Raw genomic sequence first — 12,155 nt, 5'->3', positions numbered from 1 at the left:
ATGGCTGCTCTACCTCCTTATGCATCTAATACGCAGATTGCCTGGCACTACGGTTTCCGTGTGCTGTGCGCGATGATCTTTTTCTTCCTGATTTTTCCGATTCTGGTGATCATTCCGCTGTCGTTTAACGCACAAAACTTTTTCACTTTCACACCGGAAATGCTGCGCTTGTCGCCTGAAGGTTATTCCCTCAAGCACTATGAGGACTTTTTCACGAGCAGTTCGTGGCAAAGTGCGATGTGGAATTCGTTGACGATTGCGCCTCTGGCGACACTTTTGGCGACTGTATTGGGCACATTGGCCGCTATTGGTCTCAGCCAAAGCCATGTGCCTTATAAATCCGCAATTATGGCGATCCTGATTTCGCCGATGATTGTGCCGCTGATTATCTCTGCGACCGGCATGTATTTCTTTTATTCGCGTATCGGTAATTTCCTCGTCAATGATGTGGGCTTGCCGCTCGATGCGGTGAATTTTGCCAAGATTGTGCTTGCGCACGCGGCGCTCGGTACGCCTTTTGTGATTATTACCGTGACAGCGACAATGGTTGGTTTTGACCGGTCGCTGACACGCGCTGCCGCTTCCATGGGCGCAAACCCTGTGACCACTTTCTTCCAAGTGCAGATGCCGCTCATTTTGCCGGGCGTTATATCCGGTGCATTGTTTGCCTTCATTACTTCATTTGATGAAGTGGTGGTTGTGCTGTTCCTTGGTACGGCATCGCAAAAAACACTGCCTTGGCAGATGTTTATCGGGTTGCGTGAGCAGATTTCACCGACCATTCTGGCCGTGGCCACGATTATGGTGGCGCTGTCGATCATGCTTTTGACAACGCTTGAATTGCTGCGGCGGCGTTCGGAGCGATTGCGCGGTCTTTCGCCGAGCTAGGCTTTCTTCAAATCAAAAAACGCCGCTTTCGAGCGGCGTTTTTGTTTTGGGCAGGGTGACTGGCCGTTAAGCCATCAGTGCTTCTGCTGACTTTTTGTCCAATGCTTCCGGCCGCTCACAGCTTGTTGTCATTTCAACAAATCCGCCTGTCTCACCGGATTTCAGAATGCCGGTCATGACATCAATTGCATGCAGCGCCAGTTCCATCGAGCATCGGTGCGGTCGGTTTTCGGCAATTGCGGATGCCATATCGGCGAGACCTGCGCCGCGATAGTTTGCATTGTCACCTTCATTTACAATACCGAAAGGGTGATTGCTCGCCGCGACTTCCTTGATTTCCTGATCTGTGCCGGCGATTTCTATTGTACCGCCGAAAAAGTTCGGATCCGGCACAAAGAGCGAGCCATCCGTGCCATAAAGTTCCATATTGGCGTGGCGATGCGCCCAAATATCCCAACTGGTGGACATGGTAATGGTCGCGCCATTTTCGAACTCCAACAGCGCATGGATATTGGTCGGCGTGTCCACCGGCACCTTTTCACCATTGCGCGGTCCGTTGGAAATGGTGCGCTCTTTGAAGGTGGTTGTCGTCAGAGAAACAACCCGCTTAACAGGGCCGATCAACTGAATGAGATTGGTGATATAATATGGCCCGATATCCAGAACCGGTCCGGCGCCGGGCTGGAAGAAAAAGTCGGGATTGGGGTGCCAGTGCTCCATGCCATGGCTCATGACATGGCAGGAGCCTGCAATGATTTTTCCTACCGATCCATCATCAATCAATGCCCGTGCCTGCTGATGTGCGCCGCCCAAGAAAGTGTCGGGTGCAGAGCCGATGCGCAGCCCCTTGCTTTTGGCAAGCTCGGATAATTCCTTACCCTGTTCAAAAGTCAGCACCACCGGTTTTTCCGAATAGGCGTGTTTGCCTGCCTCCAAAATGGATTTGGTGACGGAGAAGTGCGCATTCGGAATAGTCAGATTAACTATGATGTCGATGTCATCTGCGACAAGCAATTCCTCAATGGTGGAACTGCGAACGCCAAACTCTTCAGCACGCGCTTTGGCCGCGTCCGGATTGATATCTGCAACTGCACGCATATCGAGGGATTTGAACAGCGGCGCTAGCCTTAGATAGGCGGAAGAAATATTGCCGCATCCGATTATGCCGATTCCAATTTTAGTCATTAATTATGCTTTCCAAAGTAAATTGATTGTTGCGATGGAGCGCTTTGCAAAACGCGCATCATCGTTTGGATTGTCGTGTTCGGCAATCACATATGTATTGGATGTCTTGTTGATGGCATCGTAAATCGGGTACCAGTCGACGGTGCCGTGACCCACATCGGCCCAGCCATCTTCATCGGCACATTTGCCTTCCTGCGCAATATCCTTGATATGTACGGCTGCAATGCGGTCTGAATATTTTTCAAGAAAGCTGATCGGGTCTTTGCCACCCTTGATGACCCATGCCAGATCAAGTTCAACTTTCAGGTCGGCCCCGCCCTCAAGCAGGGCATCCAGCGCAGTAGCGCCGCCTTCATATTCTTTCATTTCAAAGTCGTGATTATGCCATCCGGTGGTCAGCCCTGCATCTGTTAAAGGTGCAAGCGCCGTTTGAACGCGTTTGCCGAAAGCGCGCCAGCCTTCCAGATCACTGGGGCGTAAATCGGCTTCAATGTGCGGTATAAACACAGCTTCGAGACCGAGAATTTTTGCCATTTCGACGCATTTTTCCGGGCTCTCCTCAAGGTTGGCAAGGCCCATATGGGCGGTCGGCATTTTAAGGCCATTGGCCTCAATATCCTTTTTGAGTGCGGCCGCGCTTTCAACGTCTGTGAACAAAGCGCCGTAGCCTTCCACGTTTTTATAACCGGCTTGAGAAAGCATCTGCAATGACTTGCTGATCGGTCCAAAGTTGCGTGACGAGTAAAGCTGGTATGAAATGATAGGCATTTTCTTATCCTTGAAATTCTAGAGTCGTAATTCTGTATCAGTGTCAAAAAGGCTGGCTTTGGCAGGATCAAAGCCGATTTTTACTTTGTCCCCGGGGCTGACAATTGCCGTGCCTTCCATGCGGAAACGGAAGGGTTGTTTGGCGAAGGTGGACCAGACAAGCGTGTCTGCGCCCATCGGTTCAACCAGTTCAACCTCGACACTTTCTGTAACCGGCATGGCCTCTGCATGATCGTTGACCGCAACCTGTTCCGGGCGAACGCCCAGAATAGCGCTTTGTGCGCTGGAGCGGTTTTGTTCGGAAAACGTGTAGCCGGAGAGTTTTATTTTCTTGTCGTCCGTTTCAAAAATATCGGCTTTGGCGCCGCTCAGACTGCCATCCAAGAAATTCATCTCCGGCGAGCCGATAAAGCCTGCAACATATTTGTTTGCCGGCCGGTTATAGATCACGTTCGGCGTATCAAGCTGGAGGATGATGCCCTGGCTCATAACAGCAATACGGTCGGCAAGCGTCATGGCTTCCACCTGATCGTGCGTGACATAAATCATGGTGTTTTTGAGTCTCTGGTGCAGGCGTTTGATTTCCACTCTCAAATCAGCGCGCAATTTTGCATCAAGATTGGACAAGGGTTCATCAAAAAGGAACACGTCAACATCGCGCACCAATGCGCGGCCAATGGCAACGCGTTGTCGCTGTCCGCCGGAAAGCGCAGAGGGTTTGCGGTCCAGCAGGGGTTCGATCTGCAACACGCTGGCGGCGCGCTCAATGCGCTTTTCGATTTCGGCCTTGGGAAGTTTTGCGTTTTTCAACCCGAAGGAAAGATTGCCCTTTACCGTCATCTGCGGATAAAGCGCATAGGACTGAAAAACCATGCCTATGCCACGGTCTTTGGGTTCCGACCAGGTAACGTTCTTGTCGTCAATGAATATCTGGCCGTCGGTTACATCAAGCAAGCCTGCAATACAGTTCAGCAATGTTGATTTGCCTGAGCCTGACGCGCCCAGCAAAACAAGAAACTCACCCGTTGGAATGTTAAGATTAAGGTCGCGCAATACTTTGACCGCGCCGAAATTGAGAACGAGATCTTTGACCGAAACGGTGGCCATGACTTATCCTTTCACTGCGCCGGCTGCGATACCGCGCACAAATAATTTTCCTGAAATGAAATAGATGACCAATGGCACAAGGCCGGTCAGCAGGGTCGCTGCCATATTGACATTGTACTCTTTGACACCCTGAACCGAGTTCACGATATTGTTGAGCTGCACCGTCATCGGGTAGGTATCCGGCTTGGTGTAAATCACACCGAACAGGAAGTCGTTCCATATGCCTGTGACCTGCAAAATGATCGCCACCACGATGATGGGCAGTGACATCGGAAGCATGATCTTGAAATAAATGCCCCAGAAACCGGCACCGTCCACGCGGGCTGCTTTGAAAAGCTCATCGGGGATGGATGTGAAATAGTTGCGGAACAGGAGCGTCAAAATAGGCATACCGAAAACTGTATGGACGAGTACCAGTCCCCAGATGGAGCCCATTAGCTTTATTTCCCGAAGCATGATCACAATAGGGTAGAGCATGGTCTGGTAGGGAATGAATGCGCCGATAATCAAAATGGTGAAGAAGGTTTCAGAGCCTTTGAATTTCCAGTTTGCAAGCGCATAGCCGTTGACGCTGGCGATCAGGATTGAGAGCGTCACGGACGGGATCAGGATTTTCACCGAGTTGGAAAAGCCGCGTGAAAGCCCGTCGCAATTAATGCCTGTACAGGCCTCGGCCCATGCTTTCACCCATGGCTGGAATGTCGGCTCTAATGGTGGGCCAAACACATTGCCGAGCCTGATTTCGGGCATGCCTTTGAATGAGGTCACAATCATGACGTAGAGCGGTAACAGGTAGTAGACCGAAACCAGCAGCAGCGTGCCATAAATGAAAATATTGGCGCGGCTGAAAGCTTTTTTGGGACGCGGGCCGCGCGCTTCCGCGACCGGATTTAAAATAGTATCAGCCACGCTTGCGCCCTCCAAATTCAAGATAAGCCCACGGGATCAATATGATGATGACGGAAAGGAGCATCATGGTTGATGCCGCAAATCCCTGTCCCAGATTTTGGGCACGGAACATGTAGTTGATGACGTATTTTGCCGGTACTTCCGATGCAATGCCGGGGCCGCCATTGGTCTGGGCAACCACCAGATCATAAAGTTTGATGATGCCGGAAGCGATCAGCACAAGTGATGTGATGATGACAGGGCGCATCATCGGTAAAATTATGCGCAGATAGGTTTTGACCGTGCCGATGCCATCAACGCGTGCCGCTTTCCAGATGTCCTCGTCAATGCCGCGCAGACCTGCCAGCATAATGCACATGATAAGGCCCGACCCCTGCCAGATACCGGCAATCAGAATGCCGTATATAACTGTGTCGGGATCGTTGAGCGGGTTAAAGGTGAAGCTTTCCCAGCCCCAATTGCGCACGACATTTTGAAGGCCGAAATCGGGATTTAAAATCCACTGCCATGTAAGGCCGGTCACAATAAAGGAGAGGGCGAAGGGGTAGAGGAAAATTGTTCTGAATGTGTTTTCAAAACGTATTTTGCGATCCAGCAAGGCGGCTAATGTAAAGCCGATTACCAATGTCAAAATCAGCGAGCATATGCCGTAAATCGCCAGATTTTCGATAGACACCATCCAGCGGCGCGTACTCCACAGCCGTTCATATTGATCAAAGCCGACGAAATTGGTGCGCGGCAGCAGTTTTGAATTTGTGAATGAATAAACAATGGTCCAGATCGTGCCGCCAACAAAGACGACCAGCGCTGTAATAATCATGGGAATAGAAGCAAACTTTGCGCTTAAATTCCTGAACAGTGGATTGGGCTTGCCGTCAGGCGCGGGATCGCGCGCGGCAGATGGCTCTGTCGTTGCGGACATAATCAACTCCATTGGATGAAGAAAGGCATCCGGCGTCTCGGGAACGCCGGATGCAGGGAGTGCTGTTTTTACTCAGCGCGCTCTATGATATCGGCATAGCGTGACTGGGCATCTTCAGCGCTCATGTCGCCTGACCAGAATTCGGCCATCAGATCTTCGATCTGGGTCTGTGTATCCGGTGTCAGATTCTGGTCGCCCGATGGCATGATGCCGCCGTCCGCCAGAATTTTCAGGCCTTTCTGCATGCAATCATTGGCAGATGAAAGGTCAACGTCTCCGCGGATCGGAAGCGAGCCTTTTTTCAAGTTGAAAGCAACCTGCACATCTTTGGAAATGATCAGCGAAGCCAGACGCTTTTGCGCCTCAGTTGTTTCCGGATCATCTACTTTCGGGAAGTAGAAAGCATCTCCGGCAGTGTCGAGAATTTCATTGTCACCAAGACCCGGCAGGCAGGTGTAATCCTCACCGGCAACCTGACCGGCAACCTGGAATTCGCCTTGCGCCCAGTCGCCCATGATCTGACCGCCCGCTTTGCCGGTGATCACCATATTGGTTGCCTGGTTCCAATCCTGCACGTTGGAATCTTTTGCAAATTCGCGTGCATTGACCGCAGCTTCAAATACTTTTGCATATTCGGGGCCGCGTGCGACTTCGGCGTCCTTTTCGACATTGACCTTTTTCCAAGCGTCAACACCGGCAATGGCTACAACCATCACGCCAAATGCGCCGTTTTGTTGCCAGCCCTGTTTGCCCATCGCCAATGGAACAATGCCTGCCTCTTCAAGCTTTGGCGCAGCGGCGGTGAACTCTTCCCAGTTTGTCGGCACGGGCACGCCTGCTTTTTCATAAGCTGCGTTGCTGAGCCAGATCCATTGCCATGAATGGATGTTAATCGGCGCGCAATAGATGCGTCCGTCAAGTGTGCACGATTCCAATAGGGACGGCGGATTGACGATGTCTTTCCAGCCTTCTTTTTCTGCAACATCAGTCAAATCAAGGAGCAGACCCGCTTCGATCAGCTCTTCAGCCTGACGTCCATGGTTAAGCTGTGTAGCGCCCATCGGATCGCCGCCCAGAATACGGGAAATGATGATTGGACGTGCGGTTCCCCCCGAACCGGCAATCGCGCCATCAACCCATTTGTCGCCTGATGCGTCAAACGCTTTGGCAAGCTCGGCAACCGCGGCTGCTTCACCTCCCGATGTCCACCAGTGTGTGACTTCCAGTTCTGTTGCATGTGATGCTGCAGGCAGCGCTGCGGAGACCGCCAAGGCGGTCAATATTCGCTTGAGATACATGGTTTCCTCCCTACTGTATCGTTACAGTAAATTAGGTAATCTCAATAATGTCTAAAATGCAAGATGGCGTACGAAAAAAATGGAGGGTGTTAATTGGCTTGAATTTATATTTCTAAACAAGGATTTATGAAAATAACTTGTGCGCGCGCTTTTAATTTTTGTCGAAAAAGATTGCGCAAGTTTTCCGCAAAGCCTAACTTTATCGATATTGCTGGAGTGTTGTTTTACTCTTTGCCAGGGGCATTTTTATGAATAAAGAAAGTCGGCCGCCGACTTTAAAAACAATCGCATATATGACGGGTTTCAGTGTTACCGCTGTTTCGCGTGCGTTGAAAGATGCGCCTGACATTAGCGCACAGACAAAAGAGCGCGTACGACTGGTCGCTAAGCAAATTGGTTACCGTCCGAGCCGTGCCGGACTGCGTTTGCGCACGGGTAAAACCCAAGTGATCTGTTTGATTCTCAATGTCGATGAAAAGATCATGAGCCTGACGTCGCAGATGGTCATCGGTATGTCAGCGCGCCTTAAAAACAGCAATTATCATCTGGTTGTCACACCATATTCTGACCGCGATGACCCTTTGGAGCCGGTGAAATATGTTGTCGAAACCGGTTCAGCCGACGCTGTTATCATTTCAAGAACAGAGCCGGATGATATTCGCGTGCGTTATCTCATGGATAACAATATGCCCTTTGTTACCCACGGCCGCACCATGTCGACAATACCGCACGCATGGGTTGATTATGACAATGAGCGTTTTGCCTATAAGGGGATGGAGCGGCTCAGTCTTATGGGTTGCAAGCGCATTGCCAAGGTTTTTCCTGTTCCTAATCTGAACTATTCCCGTGATTTGGAGAGTGGGTTTGAAAACGGGCTGAATGATTTTTCAATGACAGAGCGCCGCCTGCAAAACCTATATCTTGAAAACACGATGGATGAAATCGAAGAGGCGATTGCCCAATTGATGAGCGCGCCTGACCGTCCTGACGGAATTTTAAGTGCGGCGGGTTCGGCCTCGATTGCCATCACATCAGGCATTGAGCGTGCAGGGCTTCAGGTCGGGCGCGATGTGCAGCTTGTGTCAAAACAATCAACACGGATTTTGGAGCGTTTTAGGCCTGCTATCAATGTGTTCTTTGAAGATGTGCCGGAGGCGGGGCGGGTTCTTGCCGATCAGGCATTAAAACTGATGCAGGGCCATGATCCGGCTTCTTTGACGTGCCTTATGTTTGAAGAATACTGCGAAGATAAGACCGGGCCGCACAGGTCTGTTTAATATCTGCCGGGAGCAGGCGGTTCATCTATTTATAGTTGTTCAAAAGCGATTGAAACGCATTGCCTTTATATCCTGCGGCCAAAAGATTTGTTATAGATCAGGGACTGGCTGAAATACCGATTGGCAATCATGTTTGCTCTTTAAGGAAAAGCTGTGCGGGCGGAAAATGAAGTGCCAAAGCATGACAAATTAAGCGACATTTTCGGTGACAGCTTTGATGCTGAAAGAGCTTCTGACGCGCTTTCAATTATTTTTGACGGCTTTCAATTCACCAATGTTGGTTTGTTCTTTGCGCCGGTAGATATTCAGTTCATGAGTGCGGAAGAGGCAAGCGCGGAAATATGTAATGCGCGATCCAATAGTCAGCGTATCGATCCGCATATCAGGAACTCTCTCAAGGAAATATTATCGGCTGTTACGGAGAAGGGCGCTTCGACATTGCCGCATTATTGGGATTCGGCGCTTCGGCAATGGGAAAGGCTGCGTTCGCTTGATGCGCTAAAAAATGAGAAACCCGTAATTATCGGCGTTTTCTCGCTTGATAGCGTTGGCGAATTGGTCGGGATCGTTGTCGAAACGACGAAGTCCGTTGCTATGATGCAACTGCCAGCTTTTCATCACCACGCCTTAATGGTTTTAGACAGGGTTATCGCGCTTCGCAGGGTTGACTTAACGTCAGTATTAACCGAGAGCGAGACCAATGTTCTTTTATGGTGTGCGAACGGAAAAACGAGTTATGAAATCTCAAAAATACTTGATCTTTCGGAGCATACGGTAAACCACTATCTAGCGGGTGTTTGCCGGAAGCTTCACGCGACCAACCGCGCACAGGCAACGGCAAAGGCAATCAAGCTGGGTATCCTTCCTATCAGCTTTATTCATTGAAGCTTTTATTTTCTGTCCGAGGACCCGAAAATGAATATCAATAATAATGTTTGGCCCAAGGCTGTTCTGTTTGACCTGGACGGCACACTTGTCGATTCTGTTTATGATCTGGCATCTGCGGTCAATATTTTGCTCAAACAGTATGATCAGGAGCCTATTACCCTGCTGCAGGCGCGTTCGATGATCGGCAACGGCCTCAAGAAGCTGGTCGAGCGGGCATTTGCGGCGCGCAATATTCAACTGAGCGGCGCCGAACTTGATGTGCGGTCCGGGCAAATGATGGAAATATATGGCCGCGATCTGACCACGCTGACAGTGCCAATGCCCGGCGCGGAAGCCTTGTTGCGTATGTGCAAAAACAATGGTTGCAAGGTGGCGGTGGTGACCAACAAGCCGGAAGATCCATCACGCAAGATTATTGCGCATTTTGGCTGGGATGAATTTGTCGATACAATTGTCGGTGGTGATACCTGCGCGAAGAAAAAGCCTGACCCGATGATGCTTCAATTCGCGTGCGACCAGCTTGGCGTTGCTGTCAGTGATACGATTATGGTGGGGGACAGCCCTGCGGATATCGATTCAGCGAATAATGCCGCGATGCAATCCATTGCTGTGAGGGGCGGCTATACCAATGTCGAGCCGGGTCGATTGGGAGCCAGCACCGTGATTGACACGCTTGAAGAGTTCGACGTAGGTCTTGCTGTCATAGGTTCGCTTTAAAGCCCGACCGGGATGTTTTGCGTATCTTTGAGGGTTTCCAGCGAGATCGCTGTTTTCACGTTCTGAACCGCTTCATGCGCAAGCAGCTTGTCATTGATAAAAGATGACAGGGATTTCAAATCCTTGGTGGCTATCTTGATGTAATAGTCCATCTCTCCAGTCATCGCGTGCGCCTCAATGATTTCCGGCAGACTGTTAAACAATTCCCGTATGCGCTTGGAATTTTCCGAATTGTGCGTCGCCAAAGTTACAGAGATAATTGTCGTTAGCCCGAAGCCGGTTTTCTCGCGGTCAAGTTTCGCGTGATAGCCAACGATAACACCGTCCTTTTCTAGCTGCGTGCGCCTGCGCGAGCATTGGGACGCTGACAGGCCAACAATGTCGGCAAGTTCATTATTGGTCAGCCTTGCGTCATTTTGCAAGGCTGCAAGGATATTACGATCTGTTTTGTCCATGCGCTTAACTCATGCGTATAATTGTATATATGTGATCACTTTGTGCGAATTTTCGCAATTTTGTGCCTACTATGCAAGCACCTTGCATGGGTTTTGCGTTATAGTTGTGAAAAGAGGAGCAATATTATGGGTCCATTTCCACACGATGCGCCAAAAGCGCAGATTACAGAAAAAAATCCAGCCGGTACGGACGGCTTTGAATTTGTTGAATTTGCCCATTCCGAGCCTGAGAAGCTGGAAGAGCTTTTTACAACGATGGGCTATGTGCCGGTTGCCAAACATAGGACAAAAGCAATCACTGTATGGCGTCAGGGCGATATCAATTACATCGTCAATGCAGAGCCAAACAGCCATGCCATGAAGTTTGTTGACGAGCATGGTCCATGCGCACCATCTATGGCATGGCGCGTTGTGGATGCGCAGCACGCTTTTGATCATGCTGTTGCAAAAGGCGCGACGCCTTACCTTGAAAAAGACCGCACGCTGGATGTACCGGCGATCGTCGGTATTGGCGGCTCGATCCTTTATTTCGTTGAAAAATATGGCGACAAAGGTTCTGCCTATGAGGACGAGTTCAACTGGATCGGCGAGAAAGATCCAAAGCCGGAAGGCATCGGTTTTTATTATCTCGACCATCTAACGCACAATGTTTACCGCGGAAACATGGATAAATGGTGGGGTTTTTACCGCGAATTGTTCGGTTTCACGCAAATCCACTTCTTTGACATTGAAGGCAAAATGACCGGCCTTGTCAGCCGTGCGATCACATCGGCTTGCGGCAAAATCCGTATTCCGCTCAATGAATCAACTGATGACAAAAGCCAGATCGAAACATATCTGCAAAAATATAAGGGCGAAGGCATTCAGCATATCGCTGTTGGTTCCGACGCGATTTATGATGCGACCGACAAGTTGGCTGATAACGGTCTGAAATTTATGCCGGGCCCGCCTGAGACCTATTATGAAATGTCGCAAGAGCGCGTGAACGGTCATTCAGAGCCGATCGAACGGATGAAAAAACATGGTATTCTGATCGACGGGGAAGGCGTTTTTGATGATGAAAACGGCGACCGGATGACGAAAATCCTGCTTCAGATTTTCTCTAAAACAGTCATCGGCCCGATCTTCTTCGAGTTTATTCAACGCAAAGGCGATGAAGGCTTTGGTGAAGGTAATTTCCGCGCATTGTTCGAAAGTATCGAGATGGAACAGATGCGCAATGGTGAACTGCCTTCAGAAGCGGCTGAATAATTACACCGGCTGTTTAATCAGCCTTTAATCCTGCGAGTATCGCCAGATTGCGCTTCAGTGATCTGGCGTTTTCTTCTCCAAGCTGCTCCATCAGGGACTGATCAAACGCCTTGGCGCGGCGCTGAAGATCTTCCAGAACCTGCTTGCCTGACTTGGTTAAAAACAATTCCTCAAGCCTGCGGTCATTTTCCATCGTCCGGCGGGCGATGAAACGCTTTTTCTCAAGGGCTGCGACGGCGCGGCTGATTTTCGTTTTATGAATATTGGCGCGGTCGCAAATCTCTTTTGCGGTCATTTCGCCAAACTGTCCCAAGTGGAAAAGCACGCGCCACTCCGTGCGCAGCATCCCGTAACGCTCCTTGTAATATTGCCGAAAGCCAAGGCTTGCCGCTTCCGCTGCCTGATTGAGCAGATAGGGCAGAAATTCGGTTGAATAAAACGTGTCATCTTTTGTCATTTTATCGACTGAAGCTGTTGTTAGTTACATTTT

The 12,155-nt window shown here is 50.0% G+C and carries 13 protein-coding genes; 5 read left to right on the top strand and 8 right to left on the bottom strand.

The features are described from left to right. Positions 1–888 carry an ABC transporter permease gene (locus SU32_RS10325; RefSeq protein WP_053999285.1) on the top strand — a complete coding sequence of 296 codons (888 nt, stop codon included), beginning with the start codon at positions 1–3 and terminating at the stop codon, positions 886–888. Positions 889–954: 66 nt separating this feature from the next. Here the strand turns inward: SU32_RS10325 and SU32_RS10320 are convergent, their stop codons facing one another. The 6 genes from SU32_RS10320 to SU32_RS10295 form a co-directional block, all read right to left on the bottom strand. After that, the gene (locus SU32_RS10320; protein WP_053999284.1) at positions 955–2,073 is read right to left on the bottom strand and encodes a Gfo/Idh/MocA family protein; all 1,119 of its coding nucleotides are present in this window, start codon (positions 2,071–2,073) and stop codon (positions 955–957) included. 3 nt (positions 2,074–2,076) lie between these two features. Continuing rightward, positions 2,077–2,841, bottom strand: a complete 765-nt coding sequence (locus SU32_RS10315; RefSeq protein ID WP_053999283.1) for a sugar phosphate isomerase/epimerase family protein — start codon at positions 2,839–2,841, stop codon at positions 2,077–2,079. 18 nt (positions 2,842–2,859) lie between these two features. Next, entirely contained in the window at positions 2,860–3,948 is a 1,089-nt protein-coding gene (locus tag SU32_RS10310) for an ABC transporter ATP-binding protein (RefSeq protein WP_053999282.1), read from the bottom strand. 3 nt (positions 3,949–3,951) lie between these two features. Then, on the bottom strand, positions 3,952–4,857 hold the full coding sequence (locus tag SU32_RS10305; protein WP_053999281.1) for a carbohydrate ABC transporter permease: 906 nt from the start codon (positions 4,855–4,857) through the stop codon (positions 3,952–3,954). Beyond that, on the bottom strand, positions 4,850–5,779 hold the full coding sequence (locus tag SU32_RS10300; protein ID WP_053999280.1) for a carbohydrate ABC transporter permease: 930 nt from the start codon (positions 5,777–5,779) through the stop codon (positions 4,850–4,852). The genes SU32_RS10305 and SU32_RS10300 overlap by 8 nt, the downstream gene beginning before the upstream one ends. A gap of 68 nt (positions 5,780–5,847) precedes the next feature. Next, positions 5,848–7,077 carry an ABC transporter substrate-binding protein gene (locus SU32_RS10295; RefSeq protein ID WP_053999279.1) on the bottom strand — a complete coding sequence of 410 codons (1,230 nt, stop codon included), beginning with the start codon at positions 7,075–7,077 and terminating at the stop codon, positions 5,848–5,850. Between the two features lie 248 nt (positions 7,078–7,325). Between SU32_RS10295 and SU32_RS10290 the strand changes: the two genes are divergently transcribed. The 3 genes from SU32_RS10290 to SU32_RS10280 all read left to right on the top strand — a co-directional run bounded on the left by SU32_RS10290 (position 7,326) and on the right by SU32_RS10280 (position 9,959). After that, the gene (locus SU32_RS10290; RefSeq protein ID WP_053999278.1) at positions 7,326–8,354 is read left to right on the top strand and encodes a LacI family transcriptional regulator; all 1,029 of its coding nucleotides are present in this window, start codon (positions 7,326–7,328) and stop codon (positions 8,352–8,354) included. A gap of 153 nt (positions 8,355–8,507) precedes the next feature. Then, positions 8,508–9,239: a helix-turn-helix transcriptional regulator gene (locus SU32_RS10285; protein WP_053999277.1), complete on the top strand. Its 732-nt coding sequence runs from the start codon at positions 8,508–8,510 to the stop codon at positions 9,237–9,239. A gap of 30 nt (positions 9,240–9,269) precedes the next feature. After that, positions 9,270–9,959 (top strand): HAD family hydrolase, encoded by a 690-nt coding sequence (locus SU32_RS10280; RefSeq protein WP_053999276.1) that lies wholly within the window; start codon positions 9,270–9,272, stop codon positions 9,957–9,959. Here the strand turns inward: SU32_RS10280 and SU32_RS10275 are convergent. Next, positions 9,956–10,414 carry an Lrp/AsnC family transcriptional regulator gene (locus tag SU32_RS10275; protein WP_053999275.1) on the bottom strand — a complete coding sequence of 153 codons (459 nt, stop codon included), beginning with the start codon at positions 10,412–10,414 and terminating at the stop codon, positions 9,956–9,958. The genes SU32_RS10280 and SU32_RS10275 overlap by 4 nt on opposite strands. Before the next feature lie 126 nt (positions 10,415–10,540). Here SU32_RS10275 and hppD point away from each other — a divergent pair, with 126 nt between their 5' ends. Beyond that, on the top strand, positions 10,541–11,665 hold the full coding sequence (gene hppD / locus SU32_RS10270) for a 4-hydroxyphenylpyruvate dioxygenase (RefSeq protein WP_053999274.1): 1,125 nt from the start codon (positions 10,541–10,543) through the stop codon (positions 11,663–11,665). A gap of 13 nt (positions 11,666–11,678) precedes the next feature. Here hppD and SU32_RS10265 read toward each other — a convergent pair whose 3' ends face one another. After that, a complete protein-coding gene (locus SU32_RS10265; RefSeq protein WP_053999273.1) occupies positions 11,679–12,122 on the bottom strand; it encodes a MarR family winged helix-turn-helix transcriptional regulator in 444 nt (147 codons plus the stop codon). Positions 12,123–12,155 lie beyond the last annotated feature (33 nt).

This window comes from Ahrensia marina (genome assembly GCF_001293565.1).
In the GTDB taxonomy this organism is placed as follows: domain Bacteria; phylum Pseudomonadota; class Alphaproteobacteria; order Rhizobiales; family Rhizobiaceae; genus Ahrensia; species Ahrensia marina.
This window is presented reverse-complemented; position numbering and strand designations above follow the sequence as displayed.